This window comes from Nocardia sp. NPDC059764, assembly GCF_042732555.1.
In the GTDB taxonomy this organism is placed as follows: Bacteria; Actinomycetota; Actinomycetes; order Mycobacteriales; family Mycobacteriaceae; genus Nocardia.
Map to the genome: position 1 here is coordinate 1 of NZ_JBHWHH010000012.1, position 22,286 is coordinate 22,286.

Annotated in this window: 20 protein-coding genes, 1 tRNA gene and 3 pseudogenes; 8 read left to right on the plus strand and 16 right to left on the minus strand. The window is 67.9% G+C overall.

Annotated elements, in window-relative coordinates:
- Nucleotides 1-285: 285 nt before the first annotated feature.
- From ACFV4K_RS04260 to ACFV4K_RS04280, 5 genes are all read right to left on the minus strand, one after another.
- Nucleotides 286-498, minus strand: coding sequence for a hypothetical protein (locus tag ACFV4K_RS04260; RefSeq protein WP_379271971.1), 213 nt, complete (start codon nucleotides 496-498; stop codon nucleotides 286-288).
- A gap of 430 nt (nucleotides 499-928) precedes the next feature.
- Entirely contained in the window at nucleotides 929-1,105 is a 177-nt protein-coding gene (locus tag ACFV4K_RS04265) for a hypothetical protein (RefSeq protein WP_379271973.1), read from the minus strand.
- A gap of 363 nt (nucleotides 1,106-1,468) precedes the next feature.
- Nucleotides 1,469-1,542: transfer RNA gene (locus ACFV4K_RS04270), tRNA-Met, on the minus strand.
- Between the two features lie 64 nt (nucleotides 1,543-1,606).
- Nucleotides 1,607-3,589 (minus strand): YhgE/Pip family protein, encoded by a 1,983-nt coding sequence (locus tag ACFV4K_RS04275; RefSeq protein WP_379271974.1) that lies wholly within the window; start codon nucleotides 3,587-3,589, stop codon nucleotides 1,607-1,609.
- A gap of 95 nt (nucleotides 3,590-3,684) precedes the next feature.
- Complete coding sequence (locus ACFV4K_RS04280; protein ID WP_379271975.1) at nucleotides 3,685-4,434, minus strand: PP2C family protein-serine/threonine phosphatase; 750 nt, start codon at nucleotides 4,432-4,434, stop codon at nucleotides 3,685-3,687.
- Between the two features lie 168 nt (nucleotides 4,435-4,602).
- Here ACFV4K_RS04280 and ACFV4K_RS04285 point away from each other — a divergent pair, with 168 nt between their 5' ends.
- The 3 genes from ACFV4K_RS04285 (at nucleotide 4,603) to ACFV4K_RS04295 (ending at nucleotide 6,748) form a co-directional block, all read left to right on the plus strand.
- Nucleotides 4,603-5,034 carry an SRPBCC family protein gene (locus ACFV4K_RS04285; protein WP_379271977.1) on the plus strand — a complete coding sequence of 144 codons (432 nt, stop codon included), beginning with the start codon at nucleotides 4,603-4,605 and terminating at the stop codon, nucleotides 5,032-5,034.
- 76 nt (nucleotides 5,035-5,110) lie between these two features.
- Nucleotides 5,111-5,770 carry a TetR/AcrR family transcriptional regulator gene (locus ACFV4K_RS04290; protein WP_379271978.1) on the plus strand — a complete coding sequence of 220 codons (660 nt, stop codon included), beginning with the start codon at nucleotides 5,111-5,113 and terminating at the stop codon, nucleotides 5,768-5,770.
- A gap of 114 nt (nucleotides 5,771-5,884) precedes the next feature.
- A complete protein-coding gene (locus tag ACFV4K_RS04295) occupies nucleotides 5,885-6,748 on the plus strand; it encodes an SGNH/GDSL hydrolase family protein (RefSeq protein WP_379271979.1) in 864 nt (287 codons plus the stop codon).
- A 120-nt stretch (nucleotides 6,749-6,868) separates the two neighbouring features.
- On the opposite strand, the gene ACFV4K_RS04300 is transcribed toward ACFV4K_RS04295, so the two are convergent.
- A complete protein-coding gene (locus ACFV4K_RS04300; protein WP_379271981.1) occupies nucleotides 6,869-7,216 on the minus strand; it encodes a nitroreductase/quinone reductase family protein in 348 nt (115 codons plus the stop codon).
- Between the two features lie 135 nt (nucleotides 7,217-7,351).
- On the opposite strand from ACFV4K_RS04300, the gene ACFV4K_RS04305 reads away from it, so the two are divergent.
- Both ACFV4K_RS04305 and ACFV4K_RS04310 read left to right on the plus strand, forming a co-directional pair.
- A complete protein-coding gene (locus ACFV4K_RS04305) occupies nucleotides 7,352-8,008 on the plus strand; it encodes a TetR/AcrR family transcriptional regulator (protein WP_379271982.1) in 657 nt (218 codons plus the stop codon).
- 115 nt (nucleotides 8,009-8,123) lie between these two features.
- Nucleotides 8,124-8,273: pseudogene (locus ACFV4K_RS04310) on the plus strand (serine/threonine protein kinase); the annotation flags it as partial.
- A gap of 555 nt (nucleotides 8,274-8,828) precedes the next feature.
- Here ACFV4K_RS04310 and ACFV4K_RS04315 read toward each other — a convergent pair.
- The 4 genes and pseudogenes from ACFV4K_RS04315 to ACFV4K_RS04330 form a co-directional block, all read right to left on the minus strand.
- A pseudogene (locus ACFV4K_RS04315) lies at nucleotides 8,829-8,933 on the minus strand (alpha/beta hydrolase); the annotation flags it as partial.
- 58 nt (nucleotides 8,934-8,991) lie between these two features.
- Nucleotides 8,992-9,123 (minus strand): hypothetical protein, encoded by a 132-nt coding sequence (locus tag ACFV4K_RS04320; RefSeq protein WP_379271984.1) that lies wholly within the window; start codon nucleotides 9,121-9,123, stop codon nucleotides 8,992-8,994.
- Entirely contained in the window at nucleotides 9,120-10,064 is a 945-nt protein-coding gene (locus ACFV4K_RS04325; RefSeq protein WP_379271985.1) for an alpha/beta fold hydrolase, read from the minus strand. The genes ACFV4K_RS04320 and ACFV4K_RS04325 overlap by 4 nt, the downstream gene beginning before the upstream one ends.
- Entirely contained in the window at nucleotides 10,064-10,492 is a 429-nt protein-coding gene (locus tag ACFV4K_RS04330) for a hypothetical protein (RefSeq protein WP_379271987.1), read from the minus strand. Before ACFV4K_RS04330 ends, ACFV4K_RS04325 begins: the two co-directional genes overlap by 1 nt.
- A 129-nt stretch (nucleotides 10,493-10,621) precedes the next feature.
- Between ACFV4K_RS04330 and ACFV4K_RS04335 the strand changes: the two genes are divergently transcribed.
- Nucleotides 10,622-13,333, plus strand: coding sequence for an AAA family ATPase (locus tag ACFV4K_RS04335; RefSeq protein WP_379271989.1), 2,712 nt, complete (start codon nucleotides 10,622-10,624; stop codon nucleotides 13,331-13,333).
- 87 nt (nucleotides 13,334-13,420) lie between these two features.
- Nucleotides 13,421-14,473 carry an alpha/beta fold hydrolase gene (locus ACFV4K_RS04340; RefSeq protein WP_379271991.1) on the plus strand — a complete coding sequence of 351 codons (1,053 nt, stop codon included), beginning with the start codon at nucleotides 13,421-13,423 and terminating at the stop codon, nucleotides 14,471-14,473.
- A gap of 51 nt (nucleotides 14,474-14,524) precedes the next feature.
- Here ACFV4K_RS04340 and ACFV4K_RS04345 read toward each other — a convergent pair.
- From ACFV4K_RS04345 to ACFV4K_RS04370, 6 genes and pseudogenes are all read right to left on the minus strand, one after another.
- Nucleotides 14,525-16,126 (minus strand): annotated as a pseudogene (locus ACFV4K_RS04345) (ABC-F family ATP-binding cassette domain-containing protein).
- A 174-nt stretch (nucleotides 16,127-16,300) separates the two neighbouring features.
- Entirely contained in the window at nucleotides 16,301-17,743 is a 1,443-nt protein-coding gene (locus ACFV4K_RS04350; RefSeq protein WP_379271992.1) for an aldehyde dehydrogenase, read from the minus strand.
- A complete protein-coding gene (locus tag ACFV4K_RS04355) occupies nucleotides 17,740-18,621 on the minus strand; it encodes an aldo/keto reductase (protein ID WP_379271994.1) in 882 nt (293 codons plus the stop codon). The genes ACFV4K_RS04350 and ACFV4K_RS04355 overlap by 4 nt, the downstream gene beginning before the upstream one ends.
- Nucleotides 18,622-18,701: 80 nt before the next feature.
- A complete protein-coding gene (locus ACFV4K_RS04360) occupies nucleotides 18,702-20,159 on the minus strand; it encodes a dihydrolipoyl dehydrogenase family protein (RefSeq protein ID WP_379271996.1) in 1,458 nt (485 codons plus the stop codon).
- 23 nt (nucleotides 20,160-20,182) lie between these two features.
- Nucleotides 20,183-20,629 carry a VOC family protein gene (locus ACFV4K_RS04365; RefSeq protein WP_379271998.1) on the minus strand — a complete coding sequence of 149 codons (447 nt, stop codon included), beginning with the start codon at nucleotides 20,627-20,629 and terminating at the stop codon, nucleotides 20,183-20,185.
- A gap of 34 nt (nucleotides 20,630-20,663) precedes the next feature.
- Nucleotides 20,664-21,515 (minus strand): alpha/beta fold hydrolase, encoded by an 852-nt coding sequence (locus ACFV4K_RS04370; protein WP_379272000.1) that lies wholly within the window; start codon nucleotides 21,513-21,515, stop codon nucleotides 20,664-20,666.
- A 188-nt stretch (nucleotides 21,516-21,703) separates the two neighbouring features.
- Here ACFV4K_RS04370 and ACFV4K_RS04375 point away from each other — a divergent pair, with 188 nt between their 5' ends.
- On the plus strand, nucleotides 21,704-22,273 hold the full coding sequence (locus ACFV4K_RS04375; RefSeq protein WP_379272002.1) for a DUF308 domain-containing protein: 570 nt from the start codon (nucleotides 21,704-21,706) through the stop codon (nucleotides 22,271-22,273).
- The last annotated feature ends 13 nt before the right edge of the window (nucleotides 22,274-22,286 follow it).

The following is a 22,286-nucleotide window of genomic DNA, read 5'->3' on the forward strand; positions in this document are numbered from 1 at the left end:
ATGCTGGATGGTGTTTGTCGGTGGATCTTGACATTGTCCAGTGCCACCCGCGTGGACCCCGGCCGCGGATGCAACCGCAGACCGTGTCCGCCCAATGGATTTCGACGTGGCAGACCTTGTCACAGCGGGCGCACCCCGCAACCGACGCGGTGCACCGATGACGACGTCGGCCTCACCACCGCAGCGACTGACACGACCGCTGATGAACATCGGCACCCCGGCACTGCCCCTCGACCGACAACAGGACCCGCTCGATAGTTCACCACCGCCGCGCCAACAGATTGCTCACATCGTCGGTCGGCGGTGGTACGCCGGCGCCGGCGCATCCGATCGGGGGATCGTGGTGAAATCGGCTTTGCGACTGCAGATTTCGGCGTCGAGGAGTCGGTGGCGCATCCCGATGTCGGCCTGGACCAGATCGGCGGCACCATCCAGGCCGGTCAGCACCGGCAATAGTTGCGGGTAGCGGTCGCGCAGCTCATCACCGATGGCGATCATCGACTGCCACCGTGACGGTCCAATCGCGGCGCAGGCCGGGTGGATCAGAAGAGCTTGCGGGCCGATCCACCCGGCCGCCGAGCACGATGCACCGCACGAGTTGGCGAAGCGGGGCACCGGTTCCGAAGCCGTCCACTATGGCCCCGGCCGGATGATCCGACGTGAGAGTGCGACGAGATAACCCCAACCGGATCCCCGCCACGCTCCACGATCAGCTCATCCACGCCGCACAGTACCGAGCTCCCGTACCAGAGCAACCCGAATACCGCGCTGGTGGCACGGAACGAGAGTGCCCAGGCACAAACGGTCACGGTATCTCCGAATTAGCTGCGCACGTTGGACCGTGGCAAGGGTGAGCGGCGGGCGCATGCCCACCGCAATCCGATGGAACCGTTTGCGCGGGAGCGAGTGGGCCGCTACCGGCGGGGGATCACCGCGTTGGGCGACCAGCAGAGCGTCGAGGACGCTCGTCGACCGCTACCAGCTGGCCAATCGCGATATCCGGGATGTGCTCGTCGACTACCTCGCCGAACGGCAGGCCCTCCCTGGAACTTTCACGCAGGTTCGCGATGCCCCGCTCGGTCGACATCAGCTTCGAACGGCTCACCACCGCGATCGATACGACTCTCCGCGATAGCTCACTACTGGGCGGCGACGTTGTGGATGCTGTGCGCGCCACACCGCAGATTCGAACCGGCATGACCGCTATTGCCCGGTGCCCAACCACGGGCCGCGGGGAGCTCCCAGGGGACATCGGCGAGGTCGTGCGATCACAGGGCCGACAACCCAGCAATCACGGTCCCACCTGTCCCGCTCTGTCCACTGGAAGCATCTGATGGCCATACATCTCACGATTTTTCAGGCGGTGACCGACCTGATCGTCTCGGCATGATGTCAACGCCGCCTCCCGCAGCGTAGACAAAAGTTGAGGGCGGTCCTGAAACCTACTGGTCAGGACCGCCCTCGTTTGTAGCGGGGACAGGATTTGAACCTGCGACCTCTGGGTTATGAGCCCAGCGAGCTACCGAGCTGCTCCACCCCGCGTCGGTGAAGACAACATTACACAGAGGGGTGGAGATGCACCTAATCGGGTGGTCAGGGGTGGTCTTCAGGCTTCGATGGGGGCGAGGTCCGGGGTGGAGGGGGACTTCGAACGGGCGGGGGCGGTGGAGTAATGGCGGGCGGTGAGCATCAGGGCCAGGGATAGGGCGAGCATCACCAGGAGGACCGCGATGGAAGTCCAGAACATGGTGTCGTAGAGGGAGATGTCGGCTCGGATGATGGCTCGGCGGGCGAAGGTCATGGGGGCGATGTCTTGGAAGGGACGGAAGGCGGGGGGTGTTGTGCCGGCGGGGAATACGCCGCCGAAGGTGAAGATCTGGAACATGTAGAAGGCGAAGGCGGCTATGGAGCCGGTTACTCGGCCGAAGAGGATGACGAAGAGTTGGGTTGTGGTGGCGGCTACCGCACCTACGAGGACCAGGACTGCTGACATGGCGAGCCAGTTGTCGGGGGACCAACCTGTCGAATGGCCGTAGAGCGCGGCGAGGGCGGCAACTGCGATGACCGCGGTGGTGCCGACGGCTGCGCCGCGGAGAAGAGGGGTCGCCGAGCGCAGCCAGGAGGTACCGCCGGGGGTGCGGCCTCGCAAGGGGTGCAACAGCATCCAGAGGATGATGGCGGCGAGGAAGGTGCCCATGACGATCAAGGCGGGGGCGGCGCCTCGGGAGATTTCCTTGTGGCTGCGGTCGCCGCCGCGCACCACCTGACTCGGCTCCTGGTTGCGGATGTCCATGGTGACGGGCTGGGCGATCACGTCGGCGGAGGCGGTGGGGTCTTCGATGTGGGGGGCAGCGGTGGCGCCGTCGCGGAGGCCGGTGTCGAGTTGGGTTGCGCCGTCGCCCAATTGGGTGACGCCGGAGCGGAGTTCGTGGCCGCCGTCGGCGAGTTGGCGGAGGCCGGTGGAGAGTTCGGTGGCGCCCGTGCCGAGTTGGACCGTGCCGTCGCGGAGCTGGGTGGAGCCGTCGGCCAGGGCCAGGACACCGGCGCGGTACTCGGCCTTGGGGTCGGTGAGCTGGCGGGCCAGTTCCTTGGTGCCGTCCCGCAATTGGGCGAGCTGACCGACCAGGGAATCGGGGTCGCCGGGGCGGGCCTGGCCGATCAGGCCCTTCAACTGGGTGGCGGCATCGGCCAGGGACGGATCGGGGTTCTTGCTCAGCTCGTCGAGCAACGGGTTCAGTTGGGTCGCGAGCTTTCCGGCGGGTTCGATAGCGTCGAGCAGAGGAGTGATGATCTGGTCGACGCCGTCGCGGATCTGGGTCGCCCCGGTGCCGAGCTGATCGGTGCCCGAGACCAGCTCGTGGGCGCCGTCGGCGAGTTGCACTGTGCCGGTGTGGAGTTCGCGGGTGCCCGCGACGAGTTGCGTGGCGCCGGTGGCAGCCTCGTCCAGGCCGGTCGAGAGTTGCCCGGAGCCGTCGGCCAGCTGGGCGGTGCCCTGCGCCAACTGGGTCGCACCCTTCGAGGCGTCGCCGATGCCCGTGCCGAGACTGTTGACGCCGACCAGGATCTGCGAGGCGTAGCCGCGGCCGATGGTGGCGGCGATCTGGTTCTGGGCGTCGGCGATCACGCTATTGGCGACGGCGGGGCCGAGAGTGCCGTTGAAGTCGTTGTACCAGACCGCGATTCGGGCACGCTGCGGCACCGGATCGGTCACGCTCAGCACGCTGCGGGTGAAATCCGCGGGGATGACGACGGAGAACGCGTAGCGGCTCTCGCGCAGGCCCTGCACGGCTTCGGCGCTGCTGACCCGATGGAACTGTAGCTCGCCGCCGGACACCAGGGTGTCGAGAATCTCGGTACCCATGTTCTGGGCCTTGCCGTCGGAGACGCCGCCGACATCGTCGCTGGCGACCGCCACCGGGATCCGCTTCAGATACAGCTCCGGGTCCCACATGATCCACATGTAGACCGCCGAGATGAGCGTCGGCACCACCAGGAACAGCACCACCAGGACCCGAAGCGGACCCGAGGCCCGGCGCGTCCGGAGCAGCTCGCCGATGCGTGCGCGAATGGATGTCGATCTGTCTGCCACGGCGAAACCCCGATACTGCCCAGTGGAACGTTCGAGCCCAAGCTAGTTGGTCACTCGACCAGCATGGGTGGATTCGGGGAAATTGTCCTGCCGAGTCAGCGAATCGCGTCCACCACCAGCGCCGTCGTGTTATCGGTGCCGCCCCGTCCGAGCGCCGCGCCGACCAGCCCCTCGGCGACCTGACCCGCCGAGGACCCCTGCGCCAGGATCGATTTGATGATCGGCATACCGAGCTGCTTGCCCACCCCGTCACTGCACAGCAGCAGCCGCCCCGCGCTCGACCCGGTGGACGCGCGGCCGATATCGCCGGGCCGCACCGTGCGCACCGACGTGGTCACCAGATGCCGCATGCCGGGCAGCGGATCATGCCCGCGCGCCCGGAAGTACTCGGCCACGGTGTGATCGGTGGTCATGCGATGCAGGACACGGCCGTTCCAGCGGTAGGCCCGGCAGTCGCCGACCCACGCGATATCGCACGGCCCGTCCGGCTGCCCCTGACTCGGCAGCACCGCGACCACCAGCACGCAGTCGGCGGCTGACTCGGGTAGCTCGTCCACCAAACCCTGCTGCGCCGCCAGGATTCCGGCCTCCGCGCCCTCGGTGACCGCCACCTTCGCCGCGATCGAGGCCGCCAGCCGGGCCGCCCGAGCCGCCGCCAGATGGTCGCCGACCCCGTCGGCCACCACGAAAGCGCTACGCCCACTCGGCATATCCGTGAACGTGGCGAAGGCGTCCGCATTGACGGTCCGACGGCCCAACCGGCTCACCCCCGCCCCCGACACCCGGACGAGCAGCGCCCCCGCATCGACCTCGACGCCTCCCACCTCGATGGCTTCGGTGTGCACGACCCGACCTCCTGGGACTCGGACTCACGGGGTGCTGTCGACCAGCACTACCCATTCAACGGGCGAAACCCCTGCTCCGCTCCCGAATTGCCTGTGGGCTTGCTGAGGAACCGCCGAGCCGACCTCGCGCATTCAGTGCTACGTCGTGTAACGGATACCATCGCACCCATGGCCAAGCTCGAGGTTTCCATAGACGTCCCGATCCCACCCGACCAGGCCTGGTCGCGCGCCTCCGACCTGCCCGAACTGGACAAGTGGCTGACCTTGCACGAGGGCTGGCGCGGCACGATCCCCGACGAACTCACCCCCGGCACCCGGTTGATCGGGGTCGCCACCGTCAAGGGCTTCCGCAATCGCGTCACCTGGACGGTCAAGACGGCCGAACCCCCGAACCGGTTGATCCTCAACGGTTCCGGCATCGGCGGCACCAAGTTCGGCATCGAACTGCGAGTCGCGCCGAGCTCGAACGGCTCACAGGTCACCGCGAACTTCGAACTCGGCGGCGCACCGCTGTTCGGCCCCATCGGCTCGGCCGTCGCACGCGCCCTGCGCGGCGATATCGAACGCTCCCTCGAACGATTCGTGCAGCTCTACGGCTGACCCACCGCAGGCACTAGAATCTGGGCATTCGCACAGGATGCCCGGATGCCTGTGCGCCGAACAGGGTTTGGGAGGCATGGGCGGTCCCGCGCGCGAACAGCCCCGACAGGAACGCAGCCGGCTGCGGCGCGAGGCGCTGGTCCGCGCGGCGCTGGAGTTGATCGCCGAGCAGGGACCCGCGGCCGTGACCCATCGCAAGGTGGCCGCCCGCGCCGAACTACCGGGCGCGACGACCGGGTACTTCTTCGCCTCCGTCCAGGACCTGATCGACGAGGCGCTCGCACTGCAGGTCCGCGACCGCATCGCCGAATTCGGGCCGATGTTCGAGAAGGCCCTCGCTGAACGCCCCACCCTCGACGAACTGCTGCGGCTCATCGCCGTCACCGCCGCCCGCTCCCGCACCGCGGTGGTCGCCCAGTTCCAGCTGTACCTGGACGCCGGGCGGCGACCCGAACTGGAGGGCCCGGTCACCGAGGCGCTCGAACAGTTCGAAGCGCTCGCCGCGCGGGTGCTGCGCGCCTGCGGGGCCGTCGATCCCGAGGAGGCGGCCGGGCAGATCGTTGCCATGATCGACGGTTTCCTGCTGCATCGCCTCGGCCGTCCGCGCACCCGGGCGGTGGAAGCCGATTCCCTGCACCAGGCGTTGCGCGCGTTGACGCTGTCACATCTCGCCGGGCCCGAACGCGATGCGGCCGACCGGCTGCTGCGGCGGCGCGTCGGGCCGGAACCCGAGTAGCTCTCCGAAACCCCCAGCGGCGCAGCGAATCACCCAAAGAATCCTGTACAAACGCACAGATTCTAATAATCTGTACACTCGCACAGATTTCAGCCTCGACCGAGATGAGGACATATGCGTTCCGCACTGACCGGCCTCGCCGCCGCGGCGGCCTTCGCGACGATGCTCACGACGCCGACAGCGGCCGACGCGAGCCCGCAGAGTTATGAGGAGTACGTCGCCCTGGGCGACTCGTTCGCGGCCGGACCCCTGGTACCGGCCCAGGCCGGCGACTCGCCGAGCTGCCTGCGGTCGGTCGACAACGGATATCCGGCACGACTGGCCGCCACCCTGGGCATCCGGAACTTCCGGAACGTGACCTGCTCCGGAGCCAAAGCCCAGGACTTCGACAAAGCCGGTCCCGGATGGGGCCGCGGCACGACACCACAGTACGACGCCCTGAGCGCGAGCACCGACCTGGTCACCCTCACCATCGGAGCGAACGACGCAGGACTGTTCCAGGACCTGATCGGCTGTTCGAACCCGGCACCGGACAACGCCGCCCGCGCCTGCGTGGACCGCTTCACCGGCGGCGGCGTCGACCAACTCGCCAACAAGGTGGACGCCGCCGCCTCGACCATCGGCGCCACCCTCGACGAGATCGCGCGCCGCGCACCCCGCGCGCGCGTCATGATCACCAGCTACGGCCAGTACCTGCGCCCCGGCGGATGCCCGGACCTCGCGGCCCCGATCACGGCCCGCGACGCCGACTACCTGCAGACCACCATCGACCGTCTCGGCGACCGCATCGCCGAACAGGCCGCCGCGCACAACGCGACCTTCGTCGATCTGCGTCGAGCCGGCCTCGGACACGACTCGTGCGCCGCCCCGCAGGACCGCTGGATCGAGCCGCTGCTGCCCGCCTCCCCGGCCGCGCCGTTCCATCCCAATGCCCGTGGCGGACAGGCGTTCGCGAACCTGATCGCGGAAGCGCTGTGATGCGGTAGCGCCTCGGCCACTTGGAGGAACACCGGTCGGTTCGCCGACACGGTCCGCGAATTCGTCTCCGCCTCCACCCGTGGCACGACCGGGGACCGGCCACTGTGAACCCGCGGACGATCAGTCCGTGACCAGGTTCATGCGGAGGAACTCGCTGATGCGGAGCAATTTCGGTGGGCGCGCTCCCTTTTCGAGGAAGGCGGGGATGGCCTCGCCCGCTCCGACCAAGCGTGGTGCGGTGAGTTCCATATCCGTCCCGTCGATCCGGAGGCTGGCTCCACCGGCCGCCAGGACATTGCGTACCCAATCCGAGCGGGATCCGTACACGGGGACGAACAGGTAGCCGCCGTCGATCGGGTAGGCGTCCATCGGGGTGCGGTACGTCGCGCCGGAAACGCGGCCGACGTGGGTCAGCACGGGCCACTTCCCGCTCGCGATCGCGCGCGGGTTGAACACCCGCTTGTTCACGTGGCATCGGCATGGTGCATCTCCTTCTGACGGTAGTGCGCATGACGTCGGTGCCTTACATGCGTAAGCCACCCTTACGCATGTAAGGTTGACTTACGATCGTAAGCCTGTCAACACCTCGTCCAGGGAGCCGCCGTGTCGCGACCATCGCAACCACTGAGCAGGGAACGCGTGCTGGAGGCCGCCATCCGCGTCGCGGATCGCGGTGGCGTGGAAGCGATCACGATGCGGCGGGTGGCGCAGGAACTGGGCGTGGAGGCGATGTCGCTCTACCACCATGTGCCGAACAAGGACGGCCTCCTCGACGGCGTGGTCGACACGGTGTTCGCGGCGATCGAACTCCCCGCGGCCGGAGGCGGCGACTGGCGTGACGCGATTCGCGTGCGCGCCCGATCAGCCCGAGCGGTTCTGTCGCGGCACAGCTGGGCGCTCGGACTGGTGGACTCCCGGCGCAACCCGGGACCGGCCACGCTCCGCAGCCATGACGCGGTGCTCGGCGTACTCCGCGAAGCGGGCTTCCCGCTACCGCTGGCCGCGCACGCGGTGTCGCTCATCGACAGCTATACCGGCGGATACGTTCTCCAAGAGGCGAACCTGCCGATAACGACACCCGCCGACGTCGAGAACGTGGCAAGCGGGATCCTCGAACGCCTGCCTCCCGAGCAATTGCCCTACCTGCGGGAGATGATCGTCGACCACGCCCTCGGGGCGGGCTACGACCACACCGGCGAATTCGCCTACGGCCTGGAACTGATCCTCGACGCGCTCGAGGCTCGCCGGACGCAGGCCTGATCGACCGGCGGCCGAATCGCCCGAATACCCTGCCCCACTCCCCCGCCGGTAGGACAATTTCCCGAGACGCCGCCGCGCACGCTCCGCGGCCGTCGCCGACCGGGGAGGGATTCTCGTGCCCGATGAATCATGGCGCGCCGGAACGATGTTCGGCCGCTACCGGCTCGACCGGATGATCGGACGCGGCGGCATGGGCGAGGTCTACGAAGCCTTCGACACCGTCAAGGGACGGACCGTCGCACTGAAGGTGCTGACCGAACGACTCGATCTGGGCCGGCGACGCCGACCTCCGGTTCCAGTGCGGCGTGACGTTCGGCAGGCATGTCGCTCTTGTCTGGAGTAATGACGAGCAGGACGTCCACCGGCGTGCTGCCGCCCAGTATGTGATCCTGGCGAACAGTTAGCGCCCACTCGTCCCGTAGACGCGACAAAGGCCCGGAACCTGATGGTTCCGGGCCTTTTCGTAGTAGCGGGGACAGGATTTGAACCTGCGACCTCTGGGTTATGAGCCAAGGGGACACCGTCCCACACCTGCCATCACATGTCACCGCATCCCGATCGTGCAGGTCAACGAAATTCTTGCTGTCCCCGACGTCCGCCCCATCCCACTGCGTCCGATGGTTCCAATGCTGTCGTGATGCGAAATTTGATGCCAAATCCCCGGCACTGACCAGCGATTTCATCGCGGGTTGCCGACCGACGACCGCGCGGCGGACGGCAACGACAGTTGCTTCGAAATCACCCATCCGTGCCGGAAGCAACAGCAACCCGCCCGCCGCGACTAGGCATGCCCAGCAGACGACGAACGTTCGCGCCGGGCGAGCGGGTATCCGTGGATGAGCACGACCGGCCGGCCACTGCCGTGGTCTTCGTAGTAGATGCCGATGGTGTCGCTGTTCTCGCGACCCACCGTCAGCTTGGCCATGGTGGTTCCTGTTCGGTGATGAAATAGCTTGTGAATCAGTGGTGGTGTCTTGCGGGCGCTAGCCCATGAGCTCCTGTACGGACGGTCCACGACCGTGCAGCACGGCGGTCTCCGACCAGATCAGCATCGCGATCGGTCCGCAGACGAAAAGCTCTGCGATCATGGGTTGTTCGCGATATTGCCGGTTCATCTCATGAGCCTTTCGGGACTGCTGTCGCTCGGCAATGGCTGAGACCGAGTCGAGTGGACGAAGTTCCGGACGGCGTCGGTGAACCGCTCGGGTTCCTCCAGATGCCCCAGGTGACCGCTGTTTTCGAGAATCACCAGTCGCGAATCGGGGACGAGGTCGTGCAGTTCCCGCGCCCAGCGTGGTCCGCAGATGACGTCGAAGAGACCCACGATGACCAGTGCCGGGACGGTCATCTTCGGCAGGTCGGCGCGATCGTCGATGAGGTCGGGGGAACCGAGCGCGTCCAGTCCGGAGATATAACTGGCGCGCACCGTATCTCGCAGTGAAGCCCAGCGTTGTTCGTCGCCCCAGTAGTCGGCGATGTAGGAGGGCAGGACGCCGCGGGCGACGGCGAGGGTCTGCTCATCGCTCGAAATATCTTGCATTCCATCGAATGCCGCGAGCACCTCGTTCAATCCGGGCTGGTCGGCGTTCGCGGCGGCGAACTCCCGCAGCCGCCGACCGGCCTCCGCGCCGTGCTCGGGTCCGGTCACCGGTGCGCCCTCGTAAAGGACGATCCCCGCGAGCCCGGCAGGGCGGTGGATCGCATGGTAGGCGGCGACGAACGCGCCGTGCGAATGACCGAGCAGATACACCTTCGGCACACCGAGGTGGTCGATGATCCGTTGCAGCGCAATGCTGTAGCGCTCGCGGGTGTAGCCGTTGGGATGCGTCGGCAGCCGGCCGGATTCGCCGGTGCCGAGCGCTTCGACGTACACCATGGTCAGGTGCTCTTCGAGCTCGGGCATGCGCAGGTACTCCCAGTGGATGCCCGGTCCACCCGGGTGCGCCAGGCAGACGGGTCCATTGCCGTGCACGTGATACCGCTGGACGACGCCGTCGAAGTCGAAGGCGTGCCCGCCGGGCGCGAGCGCGCCGGAGGTCTGCTGCCGCGCGGCCATCACGCGGCCTTCAGCGGTACGGCGAAGGACTTGCGCAGCGAGGACGGCCCGACCAGGGGCAGCAGCGCCGCCAGGATCTTGCCCTTGAACGCCTGCGGGGTCCGAGTCAGTTCGACATCGACCCGGCAGCCGGGCAGATCGGGCGTGATCTTGAAGACCCAGCCGCCGCCCGCGCCGAAGAGCTTGGAATCCAGCGTGGTGACGGTGACGATGGCCCCGGCCGGATCCCAGTCGTAGCGGGCCCGTTCCCAGGCCGCGGCGGTGCCCTCGGTGACTTCGGCCCAGTTCTCGCCGCGGGCGTGGACGGTGAAATGTTCGGCGTCGATGCTCGGCCACGCTTCGGGCCGGGTAGGTCCGAAGTCGGTGAGCACGTGCATGACTTCGGCGGGAGACAGGGTGGACATCAGGTGAAAGCGAACGGTAGTCATGGGAAATACCTTCGCCGCCGGTGGCAGGGCGCCGAATCTGTCAGATGACGCTGTCTTGACGTAATCCAGTTTGGGTAGGGTCGCGACCGGGCCCGATACCGTTCGGGGCCCGGAGGAGGATTCCGCACCATGCCGTTGTTCGGACGCGACACCGAGCTGAAAGACCTGGCCGCGCTCGTGGACAGCCTCGGCCGGAGCGGCATCCTGATCGAAGGTGAGCCCGGCATCGGAAAATCGACGCTCGTCGAGCGGACCGTGACCGCCGCGACCGCCGCGGGATCGCGGGTGCTGCGGACCGCCGGGGTAGAGGCCGAGAGCAATCTCGCCTTCGCCGGACTGCAACGACTCCTGTACCCGCTGCGGCGTGAGTTCGATGCCCTGCCGCCGCGTCAATTCGAGGCGCTGGCGACCGCTTTGGGCATGTCGGACAGCACCGACGAGCCGAGCATCCACCTGGTCGGTCTCGCCGCGCTGACCCTGCTCGCCGACGCGGCGACCGACCGCGCGGTGCTGGTAGTCGCTGAGGACGTGCACTGGCTCGATATGGCCAGCGCCGAGGCACTCGCCTTCGTCGCGCGCCGCATCGACTCCGAACCCGTTGCGGTGCTGGCAACTTCACGCGAATCCATGACGTCGCCGCTGCGCGACACCGGACTGAGCGTCATGCGGCTCGGCCCGCTGCTCGATGAGGACGCGAACGCAGTCCTCGACGCCGTCGCACCGAACCTGCCCGCCCCACTCCGCCACCGAGTACTCACCGAGGCCCAGGGCAATCCGCTGGCACTGGCCGAACTACCCATGGCTGCAACGGATTTCACCGAGAACGGCCCCACGCTGCCCTTGACCGAGCGGCTGGAGAGGGCGTTCTCCGCGCGTGGCTCCGCACTGCCCGGGCCGACGCGCTCGGCGCTGCTCGTCGCCGCCCTCAACGACGGCAATTCGTCCGCTGAAACACTCACTGCCACCGGGATTCTCCTGAACACGGCGGTGACATCCGAAGTGCTCGCGCCTGCGGTGGCGGCCCGATTGATCGGCACCGGTTCCGGCACGGTGACCTTCCGCCATCCGCTGGTTCGGTCCGCCATGATCGCGGCGGCGACGGCCGAGGAACGCCAAGGTGTACACCAGGCACTCGCCGAGACACTCGGTGAACAGCCGGATCGTCAAGTGTGGCATCGAGCGGCGGGCACTTCGGGCGCCGACGAGAACGTGGCTGCCGCGCTCGAGGGCGCGGCCGAACGGTCACGGCACCGCGGTGGTGCGATCGCGGCACTGGAACGGGCCGCGGCCCTGAGCGCCACTCCCGTCCGCCGCGCGGATAGGCTGCTGCGGGCGGCCGAGCTGGCCGTCGACTCCGGCCACCGCGAGATGGTCGAACGGCTGGTCGACACCGCGCGCATGCTCCCGCTCACCGCCGAGCAGGAGGCCACCGCGAAATGGGTGCTCAGCGGGTTCGAGGACGGCATGCGCGACAGTCACGCGCACATCGGCGAGCTGGCCGCGCTCGCGGCCTCCGTCGCCGCCGACGGATTTCCCGATGCCGGGCTGCGGATCCTGTGGGCCGCGGCCTCGCGGTGCTTCTGGTCCGAACCCGGACCCGATATCCGTCACGCGGTGCTCTCCGTCGCCGATACCTTCGGCATTCCCGACGGCGATCCGGCCAAGCTCGCGATCGACTCGATCGTGGCGCCGTTCGAACGCGGCGAACAGGTCCTCGGTCACCTGCGGGTGCTGGCCATGAGCACGGGGCGCGATTCGGACGTCGATCACTTTCTCAGCAGCGCGGCCTACCAGGTCGGCGCCTTCGACCTCGCGGCTCACTTCTCCGCCGCGGCAGCACCGGGATTCCGGGCCGCCGGGCAATTGGGGCTGCTGACCCGCGCACTCTCGATCCAGGCTTGGAGCCTGGCCCGGCTCGGTGACCTCGCCGCCGCCGCGCCCATCGCGACGGAGGCCGCGGCCTTCGCCCTAGAGACCGGGCAACCCTTCATGCACGCGACCGCCATCGCAGTGCAGGCCGAAATCGCCGCTCTACGTGGGGATTACGGGCAGGCCATGGCGCTCACCGCGGAGGCCGAACGGACCGGACTTGCCGCCGGCGCGCGGCCCGTGCTGGCCACCGTGCAGCTGACCCGGGGGCTCACCGCGCTCGGCGAAGGCCGATTCGATGACGCCTTCACCGATCTGGCCCGTATCTATGATCCGCGCGACCCGTCGTATTCGCTGACGCTGCGCGCGTGCTTCCTCACCGAACTCGCCGAGGCCGCGGTCCGCGCCGGGCAGACCGACGCGGCGGTGGCTCTGCTGCACGGATTGGAACCGGTGGTGGCGACGACGTCGTCGCCTGCCTTGCACATCGGAATACGTTACGCGCGAGCAGTTCTCGCCGGGGATTCGGCCTCGGAACTGTTCGCCGTGGCATTGGCGGCGGATCTCACCGGCTGGCCCGCCGAGCGCGGCCGCCTGCATCTGGCCTACGGGGAATGGCTGCGGCGGCAGCGCCGGGTCGTGGAGTCACGCACCCATTTGCGCACCGCCCGAGAGATTTTCGATGCTCTCGGCTTCACCGCCTGGAGCGAACGGGCCCGCCTGGAACTGCGCAGCGCGGGCGAATCCAGCCCGAATCGCGACCCGGACGCCCGCGAGCGGCTCACCCCGCACGAGCTGAGCATCGCGCAATTGGCGGCGCAGGGGCTGACCAACCGGGAGATCGGGCAGCGGCTGTACCTGTCGCACCGGACAGTCAGCACCCACCTGCACCGGATCTTCCCGAAGCTCGGCATCAGTTCGCGAGGCGACCTCGCGGCGCTGCTGCCCACCCTGGAGGAAACGGCAAGCTGACCGATCGGCCGCCCACGCGGCCGATCGACACCGAGTACGTCATCCGACGCACGCGGCGGGGTGGGCACGCTGCCTAGCGTCGACGGCATGAACATCAACCGACGAGGACTCTTCGCTGGAGTGCTGGCGGCGGGCGTGGCCGCGGCTTCCCTCACCGCCTGCTCCACGGACTCCGCCTCCGCGCCCACGACCAACACTCCCGCGACCATCCCGGGCGCCGCCCTGCGGGTGGGATCGGGAGCCAACACCAGCCTGGGCCCGATCAAGAAGATCGATGCCGGTGTCCTCAATGTCGCCTACGCCGAGTTCGGACCCGCCACTGGGCAGCCCGTGATCCTGCTGCACGGCTGGCCATACGACGCCTACAGCTACGCCGATGTAGCTCCGCTGCTGGCCGCGTCCGGTTATCGGGTGCTGGTCCCGTTCCTGCGCGGCTACGGCGAGACCACCTTCCTGTCCGCGCAGACGGTCCGCAACGGACAGCAGTCGGCCATCGCCCGCGACATCGTCGATTTCATGGACGCCCTGCACATCGACAAGGCGGTGCTCGGCGGATTCGATTGGGGCGCACGCACGGTCGACATCATCGCCGCGCTGTGGCCGCAGCGGGTCGAGGCCATGGTCGCGGTGAGCGGGTACATCATCACCCAGCAGGCGGCCCAGCAGCAGCCGCTGCCGCCCGAGGCCGAATTGGGCTGGTGGTACCAGTACTACTTCGCCACCGAGCGCGGCCGGCTCGGCTACGACCGGAATCGGCACGACTTCAACAAGCTGATCTGGAAGCGCGCCTCGCCGGCCTGGAACTTCGATGACGCGACCTACGATCGCAGCGCTGCCGCCTTCGACAATCCCGATCAGGTGGACATCGTCATTTCCAACTACCGGTGGCGTTTGAGTCTGGCCCCGGGCGAGCCGCAGTACGACGCGTACGAACAGCAGCTCGCCACCGGACCGGCAATCTCGGTGCCCACCATCACGATCGGCAGCGACTTCGACGGAGCCGCCAAGGACGGGAAGGGCTACCGCGCCAAGTTCACCGGGAAGTACGAGCACCGTGTGCTCGACGGCATCGGGCACAACGTCCCGCAGGAAGCGCCGCACCCGTTCGCCCAGGCGATCATCGACGCCGACCACCTCTGACATCGCACGACACCGGGCCCGACGATAGCGCCGGGCCCGGCTGACTGCTGTCTACAGCGAGTCGCGACGCTGCATGCCGCGATCGTCATCGAGCTCGATGACGGTCTCGATGCCGAGCCTGCGCAGGAACGGATAGTCGTGGCTGACAACCAGTATCGCGCCGCGATAGTCGGCCAGGGCCTCGACCAGCTGATCCACGCTGGCGATATCGAGATTGTTGGTCGGCTCGTCGAGAATCAGTAGTTGCGCCGGCGGATCGGCGAACAGCAAGCGCGCCAGGGACACTCGGAAGCGTTCACCACCCGACAGCGTCGAGACCGGCCGCTCCACATTGCTGCCACGAAGCAGCAAGCGGGCCAGATGATTTCGAATCGCACCGGGCGCGGTGGTGGTGGCCACCGCGTGGACATTGTCGAGCGCGCTGGCCTGCTCGTCCAGATTGTCCAGCCGTTGCGGCAGGTAGCCCACCCGATCGGTGAGCAGGGTGCCGCGGTCCGGGTCGCCGCCCGCGAGCAGGTGCTCGATCAGCGTCGACTTGCCCGCACCGTTAGGGCCGATCAGGGCGACTCGTTCCGGGCCCTGAATGACGATGCGCCGGTCACTGTCACCCAGTTCCGCGATGCGACGGCTACGCGGCACCTCCGGATCGGGCAGTTCGAGATGGATGTGCTCGTCACGGCGGACTCGCGACGACGCCGCATCAAGGATTTCCTGAGCCGCACGGACTTTCGTGTCCAGCGTGGTGCGCATGGCCCCGGCCGAGCCTTGCGCCCTGCTCGCCCGGTTGCCCGCGAGGATCCGCGGAATGCCGCCATCCTTCTGTGTCGCGCGGGCGGTGCGCTCGCGTCTGGCGAGTTTGGTCTCGGCCTCGATGCGCTGCCGCTTCTCGACCTTCAGCGCTTGTTCGGCGGTCCGGGCCGCCTGCACGGCCGCCGCCTGTTCCTGTTCCAGGTACTGTTTCCAGGCACTGTAGGGCCCGCCGAATACCTCGAGCGTCGCGCCGTGCAGCTCCGCGGTGGCGTCCATATGCTCGAGCAGTTCGAGATCATGACTCACCACGACGAGGGTGCCGGGCCACGAGTCCACGAATCCGGCCAGTTTGGCGCGGGTTTCGCGGTCGAGGTTGTTGGTGGGCTCGTCGAGCAGGGTGATCGGCGTGCGTTGGATCCGCAGACCCGTGATCGCGACGAGTACGGCTTCACCGCCCGAGATCTCCCCGACCCGCCGGTCCAGATCGGCGGCGCTGAACCCGATTTCGTGCAGTGCCTCGTCGGCGCGGGCCTCGATGTCCTAGTCGTCGCCGATCGTCTCGAAGTGCTCGTCGGCGGTCTCGCCGGATTCGATGGCGCGCAGGGCCTCGAGTTTGCCTGCGATACCGAGCAATTGCGCGATGGTGATCTCGCGGCCGAGGGTGAGCGTCTGCGGGAGATAGCCCACCGCGCCGGTGGTTTCGATGCGCCCGGAGGTGGGTGCCAGCAGTCCGGCGATCAGCCGCAACAGCGTCGATTTCCCGGCGCCGTTGCGGCCGACCAGACCGGTGCGCCCGGTGCTCAATGTGCCGTTGAGCCCGGACAGCGCGACGGTGCCGTCAGGCCATTCGAAGGACAGATTCTGCAGAGTGATGGCAGAGGGCATGGATGTGGCTGAGTGCATGAAAGACATGGGTCGTCGACTCTTTCCTGCTCGTGAACGAGCGGGCCGCACGTGATTTCGGACGTCACGGAGCCAGACGAAGGCAAGAAGGTGTGAGAGAAAGCGCCGCCTTCGACTGGGCGGCTAGATTCTGTCGACTTCCTCGATGAGCACGCGGCCACTCTACCAGCGGTGTCAGACCGTGATCGTCTGGTATTCGGTGTACTGACCCAGGCCGACAGCGCCGAATTCACGGCCGATCCCGCTGGCCTTGAATCCGCCGAAAGGACCGTCGAATCCGACCGGTGCACCATTGATGGTGACCGTGCCGGTGCGGATGCGCCGGGCGACGGCCACGGCGGCGGCCTCGTCGGCCGACCACACGCCACCGGAGAGCCCGTAGTCGGAGTCGTTGGCGATGCGGATCGCGTCGTCGATATCGTCGTAGGCGATGACGACCAGGACCGGGCCGAAGATCTCCTCCCGCGCGATCCTCATGTCCGGTGTGACGTCGGCGAAAACCGTTGGCGTGACATAGAATCCGTCGCGCAGGCCAGGTGGTAGCTGCGGGCCGCCGCAGACCAGGCGCGCGCCTTCGCCGATGCCGATTTCGATGTAGTCACGGACTCGCTGTTGCTGATCGCCGCGGACCATCGGCCCGATGAAGGTGTCGGGGTCGCGCGGATCGCCGACCGGCAGGGATTCGACCAGCGCCGTCAGCGCCGCGACCACCTCCTCGTAGCGGGAGTTCGGGGCGAGGATCCGGGTCTGGGCTATACAGGATTCGCCGTTGTTCAGCAGCGAACCGAACTTCAGGCCGTTGATCACGGCGGTCAGATCGGCATCGGGCAGGATCACCGCCGCCGATTTGCCGCCCAGCTCCAGGCTGACCCGTTTGAGCTGCTCGCCCGCGATGGCCGCGATCCGGCGACCGGCTCCGGTCGAGCCGGTGAACGCGATCTTGTCCACCCGCGGATGGGAGATCAGGTACTCGCTCGTCTCCCGTTCCGCCGGCAGCACACTGATCACGCCGTCCGGCAGTCCGATGCGATCCACCAGTTCGGCCAGCAGGCCCATGCTCAGCGAGTTCTCCGGAGATACCTTCAGCACCACCGAATTTCCGGTGAGCAGCGCGGGCAGGATCTTCGAGGTCGCGGACGAGAAGGGTGAATTCCACGGGATCACCGCGGCCACCACGCCGATCGGCTCACGCCGAACCACGCTGCGCACCTTCGTATTCGGTTCCGACGGGGTCAGCGTGCGCTCCCAGTCGAAATTCTCGGCGGCCACCAGGTAGGCATTCGCCTGCCGGGTCAGACCAGCCTGACCGGCATTGGTAAACCACGCGGCGGATCCGTTTTCGGCGGTAATGAGCTCGGCGATCCGATCCGCCTGTTTCTCGCGCACCTCGTTGAACTTGCGCAGCACCGCGATTCGCTCGAGGGGCGCGGTATCGCGCCACACCCGGCTTTCGAAGCTCGTGTGCGCGGCCGCCACCGCGCGGTCCACATCGGCGGGTTGCGCCTGCGCCGCGCGGCCGATGAGCGACCCATCGTGCGGCGAGAGGATCTCCAGCAGAGCCGGTTCGCTGGGTTCGGTCCACGAACCGCCGATGTAGAGCTGGTCGTATGTGATCACGCGACTGCTCCTGCCGCAATGGCCGAGAGCCGCCCGAACTGGTTGTCGGACAGTCGTATCCGCGCCGCCGCGATGTTCTCCTCGAGGTGCGCCAGGGAGCTGGTACCCGGGATCGGCAGCATCGTCGGTGATCGGTGCAGCAGCCACGCCAGCGACACCTGCACCGGAGTCGCGTCGAGTTCGGCGGCGATATCAGCCAGCGGGCCGGTCGTCGCGGCGTGCGCGCCCGCCGCGACGGGGAACCACGGGAGGAACGCGATGCCCTGCGCGGCAGCGTATTCCACGACGTCGTCGGCATCCCGGTACGTGAGGTTGTAGAGGTTCTGCACGCTGGCGATGGGAACGATCTCCGCGGCCGCTCGGATCTGGTCCACGCTGACCTCGGACAGACCGATATGGCGGGCCTTGCCCTCGGTGACGAGCTGCTGGAGTGCACCGATTTGATCCTCGAGCGGATAGGCCGGGTCGACGCGGTGCAATTGCAGCAGGTCGATGTGGTCGCGTCGCAATCGGCGCAGGCAGAGTTCGGCCTGCTGGCGCAGGTAGACCGGATGCCCCAGCGGCAGCCATTCGGTCGGAGTCGGATGCACGGCGCCGACCTTGGTCGCGACCACGATGTCGTCGCGGTACGGGGACAAGGCAGTGGCGATCAGGTCGTCGATTTCGCCGAGCGCGTAGGCATCGGCGGTATCGATGAGGTTCACCCCCGACTCGACCGCGCGGCGCAGTACCGCGATAGCGGCCTGCCGGTCAGCGGGTGCTCGCCAGACGTGGAACACCGCCGGATCGTATCCGGGTTCCTGTGGAGCCAATCGCATGGTGCCGTAGCCGATTCTGTTGACTGTGAGCTCACCGCCGAGCTGAAGGGTGTTCGTCATAGCTCCGACGCTAGGAACCGGCGCGAACCGGCGGCGAGCGTCGAATGACGTAATCACCGACGCTCACACACGCCGGCCGACTAGGCCTTCGCACGCTGATCCCGATAGGTCTCGAGCAGCCGCAACCACACCTCGCTGATGGTCGGGAACGACGGCACCGCGTGCCAGAGGCGGTCCAGGGTGATCTCGCCGGTGATGGCGATGGTGGCCGAATGCAGGAGTTCGGCGACGCCCGCTCCGGCGAAGGTTGCCCCGACGATCACCCGGCGTTCAGGATCGATGAGGATGCGCGCCCGCCCGCGATAGTCCGGATCATGCTGGAGCGCACCGGCGACCCGGCCGATCTCGTAGTCGACGACATCGACCGTGCGGCCCGCCCGTTCCGCGTCCTCGGTGGTGAGGCCGACGGCGGCGATCTCCGGATCGGTGAACACCACCTGCGGGACGGCGAGCAGATCGGCGGTTCCCGCGTGCCGTCCCCACGGGGACGTGTCGAGTTCCCCGCCGGACGCCCGATCGGCGATGACCGTGCCCGCGATCCGCGCTTGATACTTGCCCTGATGGGTGAGCAACGCCCGGTGGTTGACATCGCCGACGGCATAGAGCCATTCGCCCTCGACCGCGGTCACCGCGAAGGTGTCATCCGTGGTGAGCCACTCCCCCGAGGCCAAACCGACCGTCTCCAAGCCGATGTCCTCGGTGCGCGGTGCACGCCCGGTCGCGAGCAGCAGCTCGTCGACGACGACCCGGGTGCCGTCGTCCAGGCTCAGATGCACACCGTCATCGGGGCCGCCCGACCGTTCGGCGGTCGCGATGCCCGAGCCGAAGCGCAGCTCGACGCCCGCCGCCCGGAGCCGGTCGGCCACCAGGTCCGCGGCGAAGGGTTCGACGCGGGTGAGCAGCCGCGGCTCCCGGGCGATGAGGACCACCTCGGAGCCGAGAGCCCGCCAGGCCGTGGCCATTTCGACCGCGACCACGCCCGCGCCCAGAACGGCGAGCCGGCGCGGCACCTCCCTGGCGCTGGTGGCCTCGCGACTCGTCCACGGCCGCAACGTGTCCAGGTCCGGCAGCGGTGGCAGCGCCGCGCGGGTGCCGGTGCAGACGGCCACCGCGTGCCGGGCGTGCAGGCGCACGATGCCGCCGCCCGGGGTTTCGACCGTGACCTGCCGGACACCGTCGAGTCGCCCGTGGCCGCGAATGAGTGCGATGCCCGCGGATTCGAGCCATTCGACCTGGCCCTGGTCGTTCCAGTCGGCGACCATGCGGTCGCGGTGTTTCAGGACCGCGCGGGCATCGAGGGGTCCGTTCACCGCGCTCGCGACGCCCGGGAACCGCGCAGCAGCGCCGTACAGCAGCGCCGGACGCAGCAGCGCCTTGCTGGGTTCGCAAGCCCAGTAGGAACATTCGCCGCCGACCAGTTCGGATTCGACGATGACGGTGCGCAGTCCGGCGGCGCTGGTGCGGTCGGCGACATTCTCGCCGACCGGCCCGGCCCCGAGGACGATGACGTCGTAGATCTGGATGTTCTCGTCAGACATGGTGTGCTCTCAGGGCTCTGGGGTCAGCGGCCGGGCGCGCGCTGCGTGATCTCTTGCAGGAACCAGCCATTGCCGTCCGGATCGTGGAAGGCGGCGAAGGAACCATAGCTGCGGCGCTCGGGATGCACGCCCGCGACGCGGCCGGTGGTTCCGGCGTGATGGAAGACATCGGTCGCGTCCCGGAACGGTCCGTCAACGGCGACACCGCGTTCGGTGAGTTCGGCGACGGCCTTCTCGATATCGGTGACGATGAGATGCAGGCCGTCCCGCGAGCCGGGCGCTGCGGCGGTGACGCCGGTGCCGAAGATGAGCGAGCACTCGGAGCCGGGCGGGGTCACCTGGATCACGCGGTAGCCGTCGTCCACCGTGAAGTCGGCGTCGAGGCGGAATCCGAGCTGCTCGGCATAGAACGCCTTCGCCCGATCGACATCCGCGACGGGCAGCACGATGACTTCCAGCTTCATATCCATGATCGTGTTCTCCTGTGGTGGTGGGAGTTTCGGGTCAGTGCGCGGCCGCGGCGGCCTGTTCGATCACCTTGGCGACCACATCCGGATGCGAGACCGCGACCGAATGCGAGGCATCGACCTCGGTGACCTGCGCGTGGGCCCGCTCGGCCATGAAGCGCTGCGCGGCGACCGGGATGTTCAAGTCCTTGGTGGTGACGATGTCCCAGCTCGGCTTCTCGTTCCAGGCCGCGACCGTGGCCTTCTCCCCGAGGGCGGACTGGGCGATCGGCCGCTGCGCCGCGGCGGCGAGGGCGGCGCGATCCCCGGGGACATCGGCCGCGAACTGAGCGGGAAACTTGTCCTGCTGGATGTAGAGATCGGTGCCGGCGCTGCCGTCGGCATTGGTGAACGGCACCGGGTTCAAGGTTCCCGACAGCGTGGAGCCCGGGTACTTGTCGGTCAGTTCGAGCGCGGTCTCGCCCGGCGCGGGCAGGAACGCGGCCACGTAGACGAGCCCCTTGACCTTGTCGTTTCCGGCCGCCGCGGCGCTGATGACCGAGCCGCCGTAGGAATGCCCGACCAGGATGACGGGCCCGTCGATGTGGCTGATCACGCTGCGCAGCGCGGCGGCGTCACTGCCCGGACCACGCAGGGGGTTGGCCGCCGCCACCACGGGATACCGGTCCTTGCTCAGCTTCGCGATCACATCGTTCCAGCTGGACCCGTCGGCGAACGCGCCGTGCTCCAGCACGATGGTCGGTCGCGGCGCATCCGCGTCGGGACCGGCGTGGGTGACGGTGTTCGAGGAGCAGGCGACGGCGAGGCTCAGGCCCGCTACACCGGCCACGAGCGCGGTGGCAGCCCGGGTAGCGTGTCGCTTGTTTCGGCCATTTCCGTTGTAGACCATGGGATTTCATCCTTCTAGCAGGTGGATGCGGGTTGTGCGATTCCACTGTCGTCGCCGGAGCCCTGGCGGCACATCCGTCAGGTGACGCTGGCATCGACGTACGTCGTTGCGCGGCCCGATGACCTACGTCGCGATCACCGTCAGCTGACGGATGCGGGGGGCTCCGGCCCGGCGTGAGGGTGGTGTCCATGAACACCACTGCTGCTCTTCTCGATTCGAATAACGAGCATTCGTCGCTGATTCGCCTGTACCTGAGCCGCGGCGTGCTGGCGGTCGGGTGGGCGATCGCCTTCTCCGCTGCCCACGACACCCTGAATGCCGTCGCGGTGACGCTGCTGGTCGTCTATCCGCTGATCGACGCCGTGTCGTCGCTGATCGACTTCCTCGCGGTGCCCGAAGGCGCCGAACGCCGATTGACCGCCGTCAACGGCACCCTCAGCGCGGTCATCGCCATCGCTCTCGGGATTGCCGGAACCGCGGGCAGCGCGGCCGCGGTGCTGGGGGTCTTCGGCGCCTGGGCCGTCCTGTCCGGCGCTGCCCAGCTGGCTGTCGGCATATACCGGCGGGGCCCGGTATGGGGCAGACAATGGCCGACCCTGATCTCCGGCGGACTGTCGTTCCTGGTCGGCGCGACCTACATCGCCCGGGCCACTGGTGGCTCCCCGGCCCTGAACGTGCTGGCCATCTACGCCACGGGCGGCGGTGTGTTCTTCATCGCGCAGGCCGCACTACTGGCCTGGAAGCACCGGACCCACTGACCACCATCCGACA